This is a genomic window from Clostridium sp. Marseille-Q5894 (assembly GCF_946902305.1).
Classification (GTDB): Bacteria; Bacillota_I; Bacilli_A; order Erysipelotrichales; family Coprobacillaceae; genus Thomasclavelia.
The window spans coordinates 265,822-284,890 of the sequence record NZ_CAMPPT010000002.1 but is presented as its reverse complement, the minus strand read 5'-3'; the positions used below and the strand labels follow the sequence as shown (position 1 = coordinate 284,890).

Sequence of the window (19,069 nt, the reverse complement as noted above, 5' to 3'; positions counted from 1 at the left end):
TCTCACCTTTCTAAAATTTCTTTTTAAACAAACTAATAATAGCACTAATCGGATTAAACTTAGGTCGATTTGGATCAAAGAAACGGGCAATTGTTTCTACTGGAGCATTTAAAAGATCCAGTTTATAAGTTATATCATCCATAATTTTTTCTGCTTTATTAATCGTAGTTTGAGCCATTTCAACTGTGCTGCCTACCTGCTTTATTGTCGTTGAACTGCGAAGCAGTAAAATTCCTAAACAAACTAAAGCAAATGCTCCTGATAAAATTAAAACACAGTAACAAATATCTATAGCAGTCATAACTTTACCTCGACTTTCTAAAAAATATTATATCACAATTTTAAATACTTACATAGATTTTTTTATCGTGATAACTTTTTCTTCAAGTTTATAAATATCTTTACTTGACATAAACAAGAATACGACACCATCATATTTAGCTAATTCCTTAGCTGCCTCTTCATCTTCTCCAATAACTTTTGCTCTTGATAGATTTTTAGCAATATCGTAAATATCAATATCGATTCCTTCTTCTTTTACAGCATTTTCAGGGAATGGACAAAAATAAGGATAATCAGCTAAATCCATAGCTCGAGCAAATTCAACTGCAAATCTAGCCCCCCGAGAATAGCGATCCGGTTTAAATACCGCAACGATCTTTTTCCCCGGATATTTAACTCGAGTAGCTTCAATAACATATTTGATTGCTGTAGGATGATGGGCATAATCATCAACATAAACATTATTTCCCACCTCAGTAACACTATAACGGCGTTTTGTACCCTCAAAAGTTGCAAGCTTATCTTGAATATATTCACTACTCATATTTTCTAAATAGCCAAGGGTAATAATTGCAAGTGAATTATATAACATATGCATACCAAAGAATGGTAAATTAAAATGTCCAAATAATTCATCATGAATATATACATCAAATGAAAAACCTAAATTGTTTTCAATTACATTTACCGCCCTAACGTCATTATAGTCATTTAAACCAAATCTCATAACTCTTTTTTCAAATTTAATTTTTTTTATGTTCGGATCATCACCCCAAACAATAACCGTATCTTTGACTTGATTAGCAAATTTTTCAAATGATTCTATATAACGGTCTAACGTCTTAAAATAATCAACATGATCTAATTCAATATTATTGATTATTGCATAATCAGGATAATAATGTAAAAAATGATCCTGGAACTCACATGATTCAGCAATAAAATATTTACTATCTTTAGTCGCATGACCAGTTCCATCACCTATCAATACAGAAGTTTTATCAAAATCTTCAAACAAATGATATGCCATTCCTGTCGTCGTTGTTTTACCATGAGTACCGGCAACACTAATAGAAATAAAATTTTTCATAAATTTTCCTAAAAATTCAAAATAACGATAACATTTGACATTAGGATTAGCTAATGCTGCTTTAACTTCGACATGATCATCATTAAAAGCATTACCAATAATAACCGTATAACCATCTTTAATATTATCAGCATTAAATGAGTAAATTGGAATATTTCTCTTTCTTAACTCATCTTCTATAAAAATATATTTATCAATATCACTTCCACATACTTCATTTCCAAGTTCATATAGGATTTCAGCAAGTGGCGCCATCCCTGAACCTTTAATTCCTATAAAATAATACATTTCTGTCACCTCACTCCACCATTTTAGCACAAATTAAGATAAATGTGTTTAACGTATCCCAAAAAGTATAATTTTTTATCGACAAATAAAATGATTAAGAGTAATTCTCTTAATCATTAAATTACTATTAGATCTTTAGAATAACTATTTAACACTTTACAGCCGTCTTTTGTCACCATTACTAAATCTTCAATTCGAACTCCAAATTTGCCTGGTAAATAAACACCTGGCTCGATTGAAAAAATCATTCCTGCTTGAACTTCTAAATCAAAATTTACTGAAACATCTCCATATTCATGAACATCTTTACCAATAAAATGTCCTAAACGATGATTGAATTCCTTTCCATAACCTGCTTCACTAATAATATCCCGAGCCGTTTTATCAATATCACATAATCTAACACCAGGTTTGATCATCGCTTCAGCTGCCTGATTAGCACTTCTTACCAATTCATATACTTTTTTAGCTTCTTCACTAACTTCTTGATAAAAAACAGTTCTCGTCATATCTGAACAATACCCATGGTATTTACACCCCATATCAATAATGACACTATCACCAGGTGCTAAAGTGCTATCATCATTTTCATGATGGGGATTTGCGCCATTAGCACCATAGGCAATGATTGCATCAAAACTATTTCCGTCAGCACCAAGATCACTATAAATATCATTTAACTTAGCAGCCACTTCAACTTCACTTAACCCAAGAGCAACTTGTTTAATCACTTCATCCATTGCCTTATCATTAATAATGCTTGCTTCGATCATTAGTTTTTGTTCATCTTCATCTTTTACCATTCTTTGATAATCAACACATTTTGACCCATTTACTATTTTAACATCCGGTATTCTATTCATTAAATCAAGTAAAAAATTAGCTGTCCAATGTTTATCTACACCAATTTTTTTAGCGTTATCAAGATTATCAACGATCGTTTGGATCGCATCATCGACATCACTATGCCAAACTATTTCAATCCCTAAATCTTTTTCAACAAAGAATAAATCATTGAAAAATAATTTATGATCTCCTTTTGCTGATAACATCAATACATACATTCTTTCCCCAGGATGATTAACGTAATCAATCAAATAATCAATTGATGAAGGTTCACTGATCAGTAAATAATCAAGATCAGCTTCCTTCATTCTCGCAATTACACCATCGATTCGCTTTTTATTCATCTTCGATCACCGCAATTCCTAGTTCATCTAACTGCACTTTATCAACATTTCCAGGTGCTTTTGACATCGGACAAACAGCACTTGCATTTTTAGGAAACGCAATTACTTCACGAATATTATCACTATTAGTAAGCAGCATCGCTAAACGGTCTAATCCTAAGGCAAATCCGCCATGAGGTGGCGTTCCATATTGGAAGGCTTCAACAAACCAGCCAAACTGACTATCGATTCTTTCTTGAGTGAATCCTAACGCTTTAAAAGCTCTTTCTTGTAGATCCTGTTCATAAATACGCTGTGATCCACCACCTAATTCAAATCCATTTAAGACGATATCATAAGCATCCGCTAAACAGTTTGCAGGATCATTTTCAATTTTATCGATATCGCTATCTTTTGGACGCGTAAATGGATGATGAACAGCATAATAACGTTCTGTTTCATCGTCATATTCAAACATTGGGAAATCTACGACCCATAAAAATGCATACTCATCATTATTATATAATTTTAATTCTTTACCTAAATGATTTCTAAGTGCTGCTAAAGCATCACAAACAACATTATATTTAACATCACTTACAAATAACAATAGATCATCATTATTAGCATTCATTGCTGTTAATAGACGACTCATTTGTTCATCGCTAAAGAACTTTGCAATTGGTCCTTCACCTTTACCATCTTTAACTTTTAACCAGGCTAATCCTTTAGCTTTATATGTTTTAACGATATCCGTTAATTTATCGATAGCTTTACGTGAAAAATCATTTGCTTTACCTTTAACATTGATTCCTTTAACATGACCATTAGCTTCTAAAGCACTTTTAAAAACCATAAAATCAACATCTTTAACGACTTCATTTAAATTAACCAATTCTAAACCAAAACGAATATCTGGTTTATCAATTCCATATTTTTCCATAGCTTCATGCCAAGTCATTCTTGGCAGTGGCAATTGCAGATCAATTCCCTTAACATCTTTCATGACTTTAGCGATCAATCCCTCACCGATAGAAATGATTTCATCAGTAGTCATAAAACTCATTTCCACATCAACTTGTGTAAATTCAGGTTGCCGATCCAAACGTAGATCTTCATCTCTAAAACAACGAGCAATTTGATAATAACGTTCAAATCCAGAAACCATTAATAATTGTTTAAACAATTGTGGTGATTGTGGCAAAGCATAAAAAGATCCATTATGAACTCTTGAAGGTACTAAAAAATCTCTTGCCCCTTCAGGTGTTGAACGGTTTAAATATGGCGTTTCAATATCAATAAAATCATGATTATCTAAAAATTCACGAATACTGCGCGTAATTTTATGACGCATAATAAGCTTGTTTTGCATCACTGGTCTTCTAAGATCTAAATAGCGATATTGCATTCTAGCATCTTCACTAGCATCAGTATCATCAGTAGTATAGATCGGTGTTACATTAGCTGTATTAATAATATCGATTTGACTAGCTTCGATTTCAATCTCACCAGTTGGCATATTAGGATTTTTTGAACTTCGTTCAATTACTTTTCCAACAACATGAATCACATATTCATTTTTAATGTCTTTAGCTAAAGCTTCCATACTTTCACTTAAGACGATCTGCGTAATTCCATAGCGATCTCTTAAATCAATAAAAACTAAAGAGCCAAGATTTCTTTTTTTAGCTACCCAGCCTTTTAATTCAACAATTTTATTAACATCACTGATTCTTAATTCTCCATTATTATGAGTTCTATTCATGGCTATGACCCTCCATATGATTTTCAATATATGCAACAATATTTTCAATTGGTACAACATCCTGGGTTTTAGAATGCGTACATTTAATATTTACGACTTCATCTTCTACCTCTTGATCACCAATAATCATCGCAAAATGACTATTCATGCGATCAACAGTTTTAAATTGGGCTTTTAAAGAACGATCTTGATAATCCATATCAACACTAAAACCATTAGCTCTTAACATCGTCGTAATTTGTAACGCTAAATCTTTAGCCTTAGCACCTAAAGGCATAACGTATACATCTAAGCCTTCTGTTTCCTGTAATTCATCATCCATCGCAATCAATAACCGTTCCATTCCAAAAGCAAAACCAACACCTGGAGCTTCTGGACCACCTAATTCACTAATTAAACCGTTATAACGGCCACCACCGCCAACAGTTGCTCCGGCTCCTAAACGTGGATCATCAGAAATAACTTCAAAAACAGTATGACAATAATAATCTAAACCTCTAACTAAGTTAGTATCCAACTCATATTCAATTTCCAAATCATCTAATAACTCACATACTTTAGTAAAGTGGGCTTTAGCTTCATCACTTAAATAATCAATTGTTTTTGGCGCATTCGCCATCGCTGGATGATCATGATCAACTTTACAATCTAAAATACGTAATGGATTAGTTTCAAAACGGCTTTTACAATCGCTGCACAATTCATCTAAATGTGCGCTAAAGTGTTCTTTTAAAGCCTTACGATAAGCATCACGACTTGCTTCATCACCTAAAGTATTGATATGTAATTTAACCCCTTTTAAACCTAATGCTTCAACTAATGTAACTGCCATCGTCATACATTCAACGTCTAAAAATGGTGATTCATAACCAATCATTTCTACTCCAAATTGATGAAATTGACGCTGACGTCCATTTTGGGGACGTTCATATCTAAACATCGGTCCAATATAATATAACTTAGAAATCTTATCAGGACTAGCAAACATCTTATTTTCAACATATGCCCGAGCTACTCCCGCTGTTCCTTCTGGTCTAAGGGTAATTGAGCGTCCTTTTTTATCATTAAAAGTATACATCTCTTTACTAACGACATCAGTTGTATCACCAACTGCGCGGTTAAATAACTCAGTATGCTCAAAAATTGGAGTTCTCACTTCTTTAACATTATAGTTAGCACAAATCGTTCTAATTAATTGTTCCAGCATTTGCCATTTTGCAGTATTTTCTGGCAAAATATCTACTGTTCCACGTGGGGCTTTATACATCATTTTCTCTTCCTCCTTTAAAATATAAAAACGTCCTTAAAATAAGGACGTTAAAAACGCGGTACCACCTTAATTCATGTAATTATACATGCCCTCTTGTCTTAACGCGACGTACGTTTACTCCTACTAATTTCAAAGTAACTCCTCCCAAGTGTCCCACAGCATTTCTTTTTAAATACTTTCACCAACCGTATTCTCTCTATGAAAAGACTTAGCTGTTTAATCTTGTTCATTGGATTAAAATGATTATATTCGATTATTTAAAAAAAATCAATGATTTGATTGGATAAATATTGATTATTTATGAAAAAAGATTTTTTGAAAATCTTATTATTATCTTTACTTTTTCAAAAACACATAGAATATAGATATAAACTAAATATTCCATGGTATAAATTTTGATCTTGGCCCATGAAAATTTACAAATCACATAGGCCTTTCTTCCATTAAAACAACGCTTTTATTAATTAGTTTAAAAAACTTATTACTAAACAACAAAAAAGATCATCGTCTATTATCACTTAATAGAAAACGATCTTTTTATGTCTTTAAATAAATCATTTTTATATTTTATCAATAAATAATAACATTAGTGAATGACTCTTTTAACTTCAAAAATACCCTGAATTCTGTCAATATTATCAATTGCCTGTTGTAAACGAGAGGCATCTTCAACCGAAATCTTAAGCTTAATAATAGCTTTCATATCAACCACATCAGCACGAATATTTAAAATATTGATCTTTGTTTGTCCTAAAACAGTAATAACATCATTCAATAAATTTGTTCGATCTAAACCGGTAATCTCTAGATCAGCCTGGAATTTCATCGTTGAAATTGAAGCAAAATCCCAATAAACATCGATCAATCGGGCTTTGACTTCAGGAACCTGGATATTTGGACAATCTTTACGATGCACTTTAATTCCCTGCCCTTGAGAAACAAAACCTAAAATTTCATCGCCGGGAATAGGATTGCAGCATTTTGATAACTGAATTTTTAAACCATCGATTCCTTTAACAACTACACCAGAGCTGCTCTTTGCTGCCTGTTGACGGTCATTGACCTGATTATTTCTTTGCAGCATTTTTGAAATACTATCGAAAAAACCGCTTTTTTTAGGAACGACACGATCGATCAATGTCATTGCCGGCAAACTTTTTTTCCCAATAAAATACAATATATCATCAAATGAACGTGCGCCAAATGACCCTAAAAAAGTCTTATAAGTATCTGGATCAAGATACTTCTTTTCATTTAACTGTCTTTTTCTAAGCTCATCTCTTAAAATCTTACGACCATCTTCGATTGCATCTTTTTTCGTCTCAGCCTCTCTAGAAGCAATGAACTGTCTAATTTTATTACGAGCACCAGCAGTACGAACAAATTTTAACCAGTCATCACTAGGCCCCTGTGACTGTTTATTTGTCTTGATTTCTACGACATCACCTGTATTTAATTTTGTATCGATCGGAACCATCACATTATTAACTATCGCACCAACGGCCTTATGGCCAACTTCGGTATGGATCCGATAAGCAAAATCAATAGGGGTCGAACCATTGGGTAACTCAACGATCTTCCCTTGTGGTGTCAAAACATAGACATTAGCTTCAAAAATATCTCTTTTTAAAGAATCATAGTATTCTTTAGCATCACCATCTTTTATATCTTCGCTCAAAGAAATAAATTCTCTTAACCACTGTAATTTTTCACCAATTTCCTGTTGTTCTTTTTTCGATGAATAACCTTTATTTTCTTTATAACGCCAGTGCGCAGCTACTCCTAATTCTGCAAGTTCATCCATTTCTTCAGTTCTGATTTGAATTTCAAAAGTATTACCATCTTCACCAATTACCGAAGTATGCAAAGATTGATACATATTAGGTTTAGGCATTGCAATATAATCTTTAAACCGTCCGGGAATTGGGCGATAATGATCATGAATCAATCCTAAAATACTATAACAATCCATCTTATCCTTAGTAATGATCCGTAAAGCATATAGATCATACAATTCATCAAATCGTTTCTTTTTAACAAACATTTTTTTATAAATACTATAAATTGATTTAGCCCGACCTAAGATTCGATACTCATATTTATTTTCATTAAGCATTGTTTCAACCGATGCCATCATTTTTGCAACAGATTCTTTTCTTTCTTCCTGTTTTACTGCCAAAAGATTAGAGATATCGTTAAAAGCAACGGGATCTAGATACGAAAGACTTAAATCTTCTAATTCTGTCTTGATATCATTGATCCCTAAACGATGGGCAATTGGAGTATAGACTTCCAATGTCTCTCTAGCAATTCTTTTTTGTTTATGAGCAGGCATATATTGTAATGTTCGCATATTGTGCAAACGATCAGCAAATTTAATTAATATAACACGAATATCTTTTGCCATCGCAATATAAATTTTACGGTGATTTTCTGCATAAACATCTGCCTCATCTTTAAACGGCATCTTACCGATCTTGGTTACTCCTTCAACTAGTGTTGTGATTTCTTCACCAAAACGTTCTACCATTTCTTCACGACTTACATCACAGTCCTCCATAACATCATGAAGCAAACCAGCAGTAATTGTCGCAGGTCCTGTCTGTAAAGTTGCTAAAATATAAGCAACCCAGATCAAATGATTAGTATATGGTTCCCCACTCTTTCTTTTTTGCCCTTTATGCTTTTCCATAATATAATCATAAGCCTGATTAATCAAAGTAAGACTTTCTTGATTAGTAATATATTTGCCACAAACCTCAAGAACATCTTTTATTGAAACAACATCTCCTGCCCCTTTATATTCAGCCATAAATAACACCTCCCATAATTATTAAAAAAGAGCTTAGCTCTTTTTAATATTTCAATAATGAATAAACATTATAACCTTGTAATCTTTCACGTCCTTTTAATTCTTCCAGTTCAATTAAAAATGCAATTCCAATTACTTTACCACCTAATTTTTCGACCAATTTAACAGTTGCTTCAACAGTTCCACCGGTTGCAAGCAAATCATCAACAATAATAATATTTTGATTTGGCTTGATACTATCAGCATGAATATGAACTTCGTTTGTTCCATACTCTAATGCATATGTTTCACTTATTGTTTCTCGTGGTAATTTACCAGGTTTTCTAACTGGTACAAAGCCTGCATCGATCTTATAAGCTACCGGACAGCCAAATAAAAATCCCCGTGCTTCTGGTCCCGCAACAACATCAACTTTTGTCTCTAAAGTATTAGTCCAGTCAACAAATTTATTGATCGTTTCTTTAAATGCATCTTTATCCTGCATTAAAGGCGTTACATCTCTAAAAATAATTCCTTCTTCTGGAAAATCCTTTATATCAGCTACATATTTAGTTAAATCCATTTTTTATATCTTCTCCTTTACAACCATGCCTTATGATATTCAATTATAACATTTTTATACATTAATTAAAACTATTTAATTCCCTCAATAATTATATTTACAGATTCAAAATTATTAAAAACATTGATACTAAACTTCCCAACCACATTAATCTTTTCAATATCTTTATACTGTTCATACAATTCACCATGATTAAAATATAACGCTTGGCCCCGTACTTTTGGTAATTCAAGATCAAAACGAAGATGTTTCCCATTCGATAAAGGCGTTACTTTTTTAACTGATAAGTTCTTTGCATAGAAACAGACTTCTTCATTGCCATTACCTAAGGGTTCTAAAAGTTCTAACTGTTTTACAGCATTTTTACTAATTTCATCTTCTGAAACTTCTAATACCTCAACTAACGGCGGCTGATAGTTTTCTAACTGTTCTTCTAAATATCTTGTTAGCTTAGATTTAAGAATTTCTACATTATCAACAGATACACTAAAACCACCCGCAAGAGCATGACCGCCATAATTATCCAAAACATCTTCAACCTGCTTAAAAATACTGCTTAAAGATAAGCCTTCGATTCCTCTAGCACTGCCTTTATACATATTTTTTTCCTTATCAAGACTCATGACAAAACTTGGCCGATTATATTGACGAGTGTACTTGCCAGCCACCAAACCGATCAAGCCTTCATGAACTTCATTTTGATAGCTATATAAAAATTTATCATTTACGTCAACTGCGGCAAGAACCTCCTGATACTGCTTATTTGTCAATTCTTGTCTTTTAGCGTTGACTTCAACAGCTTTCGAACTTACTGCTGTTAATAGCCCGATCGATGCGTCTTGGCGAAAATATTTAACTAGATGATTAGGATTAATAATTTCACTAAGGCGTCCAAATGAATTGATTTTAGGGGCTAATATAAAGCCAATACTAGTAACGTTATATTTTTGATTACCACCAAGTAACAATTCTAATTGGGGATATTGATTTTCCTTCATAAATTCTAATGCTCTTTTAACTAATGCCCGGTTTTCATCTAATAAAGGCATCATGTCGGAAATAGTTGTTATTGCCGCTAAACAAAATAAATATTTATCATGTTTTTTTAATAACGCACTAGCTAATTTGTACGCCACGAATCCTCCTGATATTTCTTTATAAGGATAATCAGGGGAAATCTTAGCATGAATGATTGAAAAGGCATCTGGTAATTGATCATCGTAATTATGATGATCAGTGACGATTACATCGATCCCCAGTTCATTGGCTCTTTCAATTGCCTCATAGGCTTTTATTCCATTATCAACAGTAATGATAAGTGTATAACCTTTTGCTGCCATCTGTTCAACGCGCTGTTTATTTAAACCATATCCATCTTGTAAACGATTAGGGATATGAAAACCAACTTCGATGCCTAACTGTCTAAAAGCATCTACTAAAATTGATGTCGCTAGAATACCATCACAGTCATAGTCACCGTAAATACAAATTTTTTCTTTGTTGGCGATTGCTTCATTAATTCTTTCTAATGTCAGCTCTGCTTCTGAAAACAATGAAAAATCATGATATATCAAACGATTTGAAAGCATTGCTTCAATTTGTTGCGAAGAATAATTTTTATAAGCAAAAATCTTCGCTAAAAGTGAATTTATATTATATTCTTGCATATAGTGTTTGTAGTCTAAATTATTTATGATCTGCCACTCCATAAAGTCCTCCTCTCAAACAAAAATAGTTGCATCAGCAACTATTTTGAAATTAAATCTGAAAAATCATTTATACTCAAACGAGATGCTTCTTTTACTACTTGTAAACTTAAATAATCAAATATTTCCGAAAAATCAAGACTCATGATATCATCAATAATTTCACACATTGGAATAGCATCTCTTTGTTTCCATTTTCGTTCAAACAAATAATCTTTTATTTGCTGTTCAGAAATATTGTGAATATTTTGTTGTTTAAAGTCACGGGCTTTTAATTTAATTAAAAAATTAAGATCACGTTTATTAAATTTAAAATCGTTACTCGATTCCACTTACAGCCCTCCATTTCAAAGTCACTTACATATTATATGACAAAATTCATCAGAAAGGAAGTGCTTTATGAAAAGAAAACTAATAAATTCATTTATCATTCTTTCCGCTAGTTCTGCCATCGCAAAATTATTCAGTATTCTTAATAGAATGGTTTTAGCACGTCAATTAAGCAGTGATGCTATGGCGCTATATATCTTAGTTATGCCTACAGTATCTTTATGTATTACTTTAGGACAGTTAGGAATTCCTTCAGCAGTATTCAGATTAGTAGCTAATCCTAAATATAGTAATAAAAAAATTGTTATTTCTGCTTTTACGATCTGTCTTTTTACATGTGTCATTGTAATGAGCACCCTGCTATTTGCTTCAAAATTTATTAGTCATAATTTATTAAAAAATGAGGGTGCCTTTTATCCTTTACTATCATTAGCCCTGTTTATTCCTTTAGTGGGAATAAGCGGTATCATCAAAAATTATTTTTTAGCCCAGCAAAATGTTTATCTTGTTGCAAAAGCTGGTTTTATTGAAGAAATAGCCCGTTTAAGTTTCAGTTATTTAATGATCAAACAATTCTCTTTTTTGGCAGATACTTATTTAGTAAGTTTTGCCACATTAGCTATGTCAGTGGGAGAATTAAGCTCGATTATTTATCTTTCAACTCGTTTAAAAAATCATAAAATCACTACTTTTAGTAAACAAAGCATTATTAATAACTTACAAATAAAAGATATGTTGAATATTGCGATGCCGTTAACTGGTTCCAGACTATATCACTGTATTGTTTCTTTTTTAGAGCCAATTACCCTGGTTTATGTATTAACTAAATTTAATCTAAGTGAAAGTACTATTCATCAACAATATGCGATCATTAGTGGTTATGTTATTTCTTTATTGGTTACCCCGACTTTTTTTAATAATGTTGTCTATCGGCTATTTTTACCAATCATTACTGATGATGTTGTCTATAAAAAAATATTTTTGGCTAGAAAACATATATTTTTAGCTTTACTAGGAAGTTTTTTGATCAGCATCCCTTTTACCTTGATTTTTTATTTTATTCCTGAATTCTGTTTAAAGCTCTTATATAATACGACTAGTGGTGCTAATTATCTTAAATATATGGCTATTCCTTTTACGATCTTTTACCTTCAAACCCCGCTTAGCGCTTTATTACAAGCACTAAATCGTAATAAACTAATGTTTATCAGCAGTATTATTGAATGTACCAGCGAAATAATATTAGTATATGTATTGAGTCATTATTTAGGTGTCTTCAGTATCGCAATCAGTTTACTAGTCGGGTTATTGATTACTTTGATCATTAGTGCTGCTGCCTGTTATAAATATTTATTTATCTCTAATTAAAAACTGCATAATTTAGCTTATATCGATCATTATTTAAAATTAGTTGAGAGCGCTGATAAATGAATAAAATATTGCTTATTTGATCACTATCCTTGCGTCTTGAATTTTATCCCCAATGTTACTTTACCGATTTTTAATCTGATCATCTTTATACTTATAATAAATGATCATATTAAAATATTATTAAGATTTTTCTACCTGCGTAATTGTAAATAAACTACCTATATATATCTTTATTTAATACCATCATATATGTAGTATTTTTAAAAAGGACAAATTTAGCTTTTTTTAATATAAATACTTTTTATCAAAACAGATAGCTATCTATTTCTAGATTACTATCTGTTTTAAATGATACTAGCTGCATAGAACAGTTTCCAATCCAATTTAAATCTTTTATCTTCAATAAATTTTTTACGTGATGGATTACCTTCTACGCGATAAATTTTTTTATTCTTTAAATCATATATTACTGACCAGACTGTATCTTTGTTCATACTACGATCATACTGACAAATAAAACCGTACTTTCCAGACAATAGATCAGCAACATCATCAAATGTTTTAATTTGTTCATTTAATAAAGCATTTCTTATCGTTAAATAACGACGCTCAGCGTCCCAATCATCATTAATATAATTATTATAAAGCTTCATTTTATCATTATGAAATAAATTTGTTGCCCAAACATACTTACTATCGGTAATAATCTCGATTTTTTCAGCGTTACATTCAATTACAGCTATCTTTCCACTGGCATCAGCCAAAGTAAAAGTTTGACTTGAAGCAATGGGTAACGTTTTGATCAATGCAATTACTTCATCTACCGTTTTACACTTTTCTAAAAATAACCGCAATAACATTCCCGCATTCAATCCAGGCTGTTTAACAGTTGGATAAACAGAAGTCAGACCGATTGCTAAAGCATGCTCATTGATACCATCTTCTATTTCCACACATGCTGTGGTATTCCCAGTAAAAGCGTATGAATCACCATTAAATCGATAAATACAATTACTAGATAATTTTTCGATTTCTGGTAAAAAATCACTATTTCGTCCAAATAATAATTCCTGTTCATTTTTTATTACAAAACAAGAACAATGAGCTTCAGGTAAGATACAATACATACTGAACAATACTGCACATACTGCTTCAAACGAACATTGTTGACTAGCGACGATTCCTTTGATTTCTTCAATGATTTCGGGAAAATATTTTTTGATATAATGGCAAGCATTGTAAAGCAAAGTCCCTTCTTTCTTTTGTTATTTCAAATGGAACGTTGTCTAGAAAGCAACGATTATTTTTTAGTAATCTACTACCCCTATTTATACCTATTTCATAATGGGTTCCTTTAAATCTTTCATGATACATAGTTATTCTTCACTCCTTTTTTAGAGTTGCCGGTAACTCATAAATCAAGAATAGATCAATAAAAAATTATTGTCAATCATTTAATTTAAGCACAATAAAACGTAAGAAAATTCTTACGTTTTATCCTCTGTATTTAGAAATTTTTTGATTCCATCAAATACCTCATCACTGATAATGTGTTCGATCTTACAAGCATCACCTTCAGCAATTTCTTTAGTAACACTTGCTGTATTCATCAAAAACTCAGTTAAAATTTGATGCTTTTCATAAATAAAATTAGCTCTGTCTCTTCCTTTGTCTGTTAAATCGATATACCCTTTATCATTAACTGTAATATATCCATCAGTTTTTAAAATTCCAATTCCACGGCTAACACTAGGTTTACTAAAACCTAATTGTCTTGCAATATCGATTGAACGAACATACTCATTTTTATTTTTTAAAATTAGTATTGTTTCTAAATACATTTCTCCTGATTCATGCATGAATAACAACCTCCATTATTAGTATACCAATAAATCGAAAAAAATAAAACCAGATTAATCTGGTTTTATCGATGAACAATTAGGAAATTGATAATTATAATGGCTAAATTATTGATATCAATATATTGGATGTGGACCCTAATTTTGTTCATATTTGACTAAAAATAAATCATAAGACTTGAAGGTTATTTATAAATGATTTATTTTTTACTATTATGTTTTTGAAGGTTAAAACATAATAAGTTAATCAAGAAGCCTACCGATATCACAAATATTTCATACTATTTTCAACGGGAATATATATATCTTTGTGTCAAGAAAAAGGTAAGTTTAGATATTTTAGATATATATTAAAGCTGATTAATATTACTAAGATTTGAAAATTATTGTGTAGGCATTGGGATATTAATCAAACATAGATTTATTATATTATTTAACTAATTCTTTGATTTTTGTAATATCTTCGTCTGTTCCAGCATTCTCGACTTTGTATAGACAAGGAACGTTGTATTGTTCAGCGATGACATCACCTGCTTTACAGTATGCTTCACCATATCCTTGATCACCACTAACAACGACACCTTTAATATTTTGGCCATTGTTTTCTAAGAATGATTCTACTTCTGGAGGTACATCTCCAAAACCATCAGTATAAGTAAATAAAATATATGGTTCTTCTACTACTTCATCACCAGAACTGATTTCTAAAGAATCATTATCTAGTTGATCAATGATACTTTGCACATTTCCTGTTCTTGAGGCATATACTACTTTCATACTCTTCTCCTTTTCTATAGTTAGCATTAACTAACTATCTATATGTTAGCATACGCTAACTAATTATGCAAGTATTTTTTTAAATTATTTATCTAATTGATAAAATCCAGTTAATCCAGAATATTTACTTTCTTTACCTAAACGATCTTCAATTCTGATTAATTGATTATATTTAGCAATACGATCTGTTCTTGATGCAGAACCAGTTTTAATTTGACCAGCATTAGTTGCCACAGCAATATCAGCAATAGTTGTATCTTCTGTTTCTCCAGAACGATGTGAAACAACAGCTGTATAATTAGCTTTTTGAGCCATTTCAATTGCTTCTAATGTTTCTGTTAAAGTACCGATTTGGTTAACTTTGATCAAGATTGAATTAGCAACACCGCGTGCAATTCCTTGTTCTAAACGTTTAGTGTTAGTTACAAAGAAATCATCTCCAACTAATTGTACTTTATCACCTAATTTTTCAGTTAAGTAATCCCAACCTTCCCAATCATCTTGGTCTAAACCATCTTCGATTGAGATAATTGGATATTTAGCACATAATTCAGCATAAAAATCAACTAATTCTTTTGAAGTGAATGATTTGTTATTTTCACCTGGTAATACATATTTACCATCTTTATAGAATTCGCTGCTGGCAACATCCATAGCTAATTTAACATCTTCACCAGGTTTATAACCAGCTTTTTCAATTGCTTCGATGATTGTCTTGATAGCATCTTCATTTGAAGCTAAGTTTGGTGCAAATCCACCTTCATCACCAACAGCTGTATTTAATCCTTTTCCATGTAAAACAGCTTTTAAAGAATGGAAAACTTCTGCACCCATTCTGATTGCTTCTTTAAAAGTTGGTGCACTCACTGGCATGATCATGAATTCTTGGAAATCCACATTGTTATCAGCATGAGCTCCACCATTAATAATATTCATCATTGGGGTTGGAAGAACATGCGCATTAGAACCACCGATATAACGATATAAAGGTACATCTAATTCATTAGCAGCAGCTTTAGCAACAGCTAAAGAAACACCTAAAATAGCATTAGCTCCTAATTTCCCTTTATTATCAGTACCATCTAAATCAATCATCATTTGATCGATCTTTCTTTGTTCAAAAACATCTTCACCTACTAATGCAGGAGCAATAATCTCATTTGCATTTTTTACAGCGTTAGCAACACCTTTACCTAAATAACGAGATTTATCACCGTCTCTTAATTCAACGGCTTCATAAATTCCAGTAGATGCACCACTAGGTACGATTGCACTACCAAATGCACCTTTTTCTGTAGTAACTTCAACCTCTACAGTAGGATTACCACGTGAATCTAATACTTCACGAGCATAAATAGTTTTAATTTTACTCATCTATAATTTCCTCCTCTTTGATTCTTTCTTATAGGGTGACTAAGCCTATAGAAAAAATCATTTATTCACATGAAGTTAGAAAAACCTAACTACTAATAAGTTAGCACAATCTAACCTTCTTTGCAAGCAAAATATTATAAAATTTAATTTCTCCCAAGAATCATATAATAAACTATCTTGTATGTCTTTTATCAAAAAAAAATGTCGAATTTATTTTTTTATCATTGATGTTTCATTGACTTTAACTCTGCTTTATTCTATACTTTACTCAGGTGATTTTAGTTCGCCTTAAATAGTGTGACTAGCTATTTATAATCGAAAACACGAAGGGAGTTAGAAAAAATGATTTATTCACATGAAGTAGAAGAAATGTGTTGTGTCAAACAAGGTGCATCACATGGTTGTGCTCCAATTCCTGAAGAAGGAAAATGGGTATATTCTAGAGAAATTAAAGATATCTCTGGATTAACACACGGTATTGGTTGGTGTGCTCCTCAACAAGGTGCCTGCAAATTAACATTAAACGTTAAAGAAGGGATTATTGAAGAAGCACTAATTGAAACAATTGGGTGTTCAGGAATGACTCATTCTGCAGCAATGGCTTCAGAAGCATTAGTTGGTAAAACTTTATTAGAAGGTTTAAATACTGATTTAGTTTGTGATGCTATTAATACTGCAATGAGAGAATTATTCTTACAAATCGTATATGGACGTACTCAATCTGCATTCTCTGAAAATGGATTACCTGTAGGAGCTGGATTGGAAGATTTAGGAAAAGGTCTAAGAAGTATGACTGGTACTTCTTACTCTACAAAAGCTAAAGGCCCTCGTTACCTAGAATTAACTGAAGGATACATCAATAAGATCGCTTTAGATGAAAATGATGAAATCATCGGTTATGAATTTACAAATTTAGGTAGAATGATGGATATGGTTAAAGCTGGAAAAGATGCTAATGAAGCAATCAAGGAAGCTACTGGTACTTACGGTAGATTTAATGATGCTGCTAAGTACATCGATCCAAGAAAGGAATAATAGGAGGGTACTAAAATGGCATTATTTGAAAGTTATGAAAGAAGAATTGATCAAATTAACGCTGCATTAGCAAAATTTGATATCAAATCAATCGAAGAAGCTAAAGCTATCTGCGATGAAAAAGGTATTGATGTTTACGAAATCGTAAAATCAACACAACCAATTTGTTTTGAAAATGCTTGTTGGGCTTACACTGTAGGTGCAGCAATGGCTATCAAAAATGGAGATACTAAAGCAGTAGAAGCTGCTAAAACAATCGGTATTGGTTTACAATCATTCTGTATTCCAGGATCAGTTGCTGATGATCGTAAAGTTGGATTAGGACATGGTAACTTAGGTTCTATGTTATTAGATGAAAAAACTGAATGTTTTGCTTTCTTAGCAGGTCATGAATCTTTCGCTGCTGCTGAAGGTGCAATCAAAATTGCTGAAAAAGCTAATAAAGTTAGAACAAAACCATTAAGAGTTATCTTAAACGGTTTAGGAAAAGATGCTGCTAAAATTATCTCAAGAATTAACGGATTCACTTACGTGGAAACTCAATTCGATTATTTTACAGGTGAAGTAAAAGAATTATCAAGAACAGCTTACTCAGACGGACCTCGTGCTAAAGTTAACTGCTATGGTGCTGATGATGTTAGAGAAGGTGTTGCAATTATGCATAAAGAAGGTGTAGACGTATCAATTACTGGTAACTCTACTAACCCTACTCGTTTCCAACATCCTGTTGCTGGAACATATAAAAAAGAATGTATTGAACAAGGTAAAAAATATTTCTCAGTTGCTTCTGGTGGAGGAACTGGACGTACTTTACACCCTGATAATATGGCTGCTGGTCCTGCTTCTTATGGTATGACAGATACTATGGGACGTATGCACAGTGATGCACAATTTGCTGGTTCTTCATCAGTTCCTGCACACGTAGAAATGATGGGATTAATCGGTATGGGTAACAACCCAATGGTTGGTGCAACTGTTGCTGTTGCCGTAGCAATCGAAGAAGCTTGTAAATAATTGACTGCAAACACAAATCCTTAAAAAACCTTGATATAATCAAGGTTTTTTTAATTTTCTCATAGTCCCTGATTTTCGGCTTTTCTTAAAAAAACGCCCTGAAACTTTATGAAACTCCGAAGGATTTTTTCGGTTACTAACACGTTACTAACACGTTACTAACACAGTTACTAACAAATTACTAACACGTTACTAACAAATTCGATTTTAAATTATTCCCTGTTTATCAACGCTTTTTCGATTTACGAAAAACCGGTGGGAGCGCAGTGGGAGCGTTTTGGACTTCGTGGGTTGTTTTCGGTTACTAACACGTTACTAACAAATTATTTTGAACTCCTTTTTACATAGTCGGAAAATAACAAATT

16 protein-coding genes and 1 other annotated feature are annotated in these 19,069 nt (G+C 32.1%); of the genes, 3 read left to right on the top strand and 13 right to left on the bottom strand.

The features are described 5' to 3' along the window. Positions 1-10 precede the first annotated feature (10 nt). From OC535_RS04010 to OC535_RS03970, 9 genes are all read right to left on the bottom strand, one after another. Positions 11-301 (bottom strand): DUF948 domain-containing protein, encoded by a 291-nt coding sequence (locus OC535_RS04010; RefSeq protein WP_024720842.1) that lies wholly within the window; start codon positions 299-301, stop codon positions 11-13. A gap of 48 nt (positions 302-349) precedes the next feature. Then, the gene (locus OC535_RS04005) at positions 350-1,660 is read right to left on the bottom strand and encodes a UDP-N-acetylmuramate--L-alanine ligase (RefSeq protein ID WP_498823232.1); all 1,311 of its coding nucleotides are present in this window, start codon (positions 1,658-1,660) and stop codon (positions 350-352) included. Positions 1,661-1,776: 116 nt separating this feature from the next. Next, positions 1,777-2,850 carry a M24 family metallopeptidase gene (locus OC535_RS04000; RefSeq protein ID WP_024720844.1) on the bottom strand — a complete coding sequence of 358 codons (1,074 nt, stop codon included), beginning with the start codon at positions 2,848-2,850 and terminating at the stop codon, positions 1,777-1,779. After that, on the bottom strand, positions 2,843-4,594 hold the full coding sequence (gene aspS, locus OC535_RS03995; protein ID WP_227051833.1) for an aspartate--tRNA ligase: 1,752 nt from the start codon (positions 4,592-4,594) through the stop codon (positions 2,843-2,845). Before aspS ends, OC535_RS04000 begins: the two co-directional genes overlap by 8 nt. Next, a complete protein-coding gene (gene hisS, locus OC535_RS03990) occupies positions 4,587-5,864 on the bottom strand; it encodes a histidine--tRNA ligase (protein ID WP_024720846.1) in 1,278 nt (425 codons plus the stop codon). The genes aspS and hisS overlap by 8 nt, the downstream gene beginning before the upstream one ends. Positions 5,865-5,901: 37 nt before the next feature. After that, positions 5,902-6,103 (bottom strand) — a binding site (T-box leader). 347 nt (positions 6,104-6,450) lie between these two features. Further along, positions 6,451-8,676, bottom strand: a complete 2,226-nt coding sequence (locus OC535_RS03985; protein ID WP_227051835.1) for a RelA/SpoT family protein — start codon at positions 8,674-8,676, stop codon at positions 6,451-6,453. A gap of 43 nt (positions 8,677-8,719) precedes the next feature. Further along, complete coding sequence (locus tag OC535_RS03980; protein ID WP_498823231.1) at positions 8,720-9,238, bottom strand: adenine phosphoribosyltransferase; 519 nt, start codon at positions 9,236-9,238, stop codon at positions 8,720-8,722. A 71-nt stretch (positions 9,239-9,309) separates the two neighbouring features. After that, positions 9,310-10,947, bottom strand: coding sequence for a single-stranded-DNA-specific exonuclease RecJ (gene recJ / locus OC535_RS03975; RefSeq protein WP_498823230.1), 1,638 nt, complete (start codon positions 10,945-10,947; stop codon positions 9,310-9,312). 38 nt (positions 10,948-10,985) lie between these two features. Next, the gene (locus tag OC535_RS03970) at positions 10,986-11,276 is read right to left on the bottom strand and encodes a post-transcriptional regulator (RefSeq protein WP_024720850.1); all 291 of its coding nucleotides are present in this window, start codon (positions 11,274-11,276) and stop codon (positions 10,986-10,988) included. Positions 11,277-11,343: 67 nt separating this feature from the next. Here OC535_RS03970 and OC535_RS03965 point away from each other — a divergent pair, with 67 nt between their 5' ends. Continuing rightward, entirely contained in the window at positions 11,344-12,642 is a 1,299-nt protein-coding gene (locus tag OC535_RS03965) for an oligosaccharide flippase family protein (protein WP_024720851.1), read from the top strand. 347 nt (positions 12,643-12,989) lie between these two features. Here OC535_RS03965 and OC535_RS03960 read toward each other — a convergent pair whose 3' ends face one another. From OC535_RS03960 to eno, 4 genes are all read right to left on the bottom strand, one after another. Beyond that, positions 12,990-13,892: a C45 family autoproteolytic acyltransferase/hydrolase gene (locus OC535_RS03960; RefSeq protein ID WP_498823229.1), complete on the bottom strand. Its 903-nt coding sequence runs from the start codon at positions 13,890-13,892 to the stop codon at positions 12,990-12,992. A gap of 240 nt (positions 13,893-14,132) precedes the next feature. After that, positions 14,133-14,504 carry a metal-dependent transcriptional regulator gene (locus tag OC535_RS03955; RefSeq protein WP_498823228.1) on the bottom strand — a complete coding sequence of 124 codons (372 nt, stop codon included), beginning with the start codon at positions 14,502-14,504 and terminating at the stop codon, positions 14,133-14,135. A gap of 429 nt (positions 14,505-14,933) precedes the next feature. Beyond that, complete coding sequence (gene nrdI / locus OC535_RS03950) at positions 14,934-15,281, bottom strand: class Ib ribonucleoside-diphosphate reductase assembly flavoprotein NrdI (RefSeq protein WP_024720854.1); 348 nt, start codon at positions 15,279-15,281, stop codon at positions 14,934-14,936. A gap of 84 nt (positions 15,282-15,365) precedes the next feature. Beyond that, positions 15,366-16,655, bottom strand: coding sequence for a phosphopyruvate hydratase (eno, locus tag OC535_RS03945; RefSeq protein WP_024720855.1), 1,290 nt, complete (start codon positions 16,653-16,655; stop codon positions 15,366-15,368). A 342-nt stretch (positions 16,656-16,997) separates the two neighbouring features. On the opposite strand from eno, the gene OC535_RS03940 reads away from it, so the two are divergent. Together OC535_RS03940 and OC535_RS03935 are read left to right on the top strand one after the other, a co-directional pair. Continuing rightward, entirely contained in the window at positions 16,998-17,690 is a 693-nt protein-coding gene (locus OC535_RS03940; protein ID WP_024720856.1) for an iron-sulfur cluster assembly scaffold protein, read from the top strand. 15 nt (positions 17,691-17,705) lie between these two features. Then, positions 17,706-18,704, top strand: a complete 999-nt coding sequence (locus tag OC535_RS03935; protein WP_024720857.1) for a GGGtGRT protein — start codon at positions 17,706-17,708, stop codon at positions 18,702-18,704. Positions 18,705-19,069 lie beyond the last annotated feature (365 nt).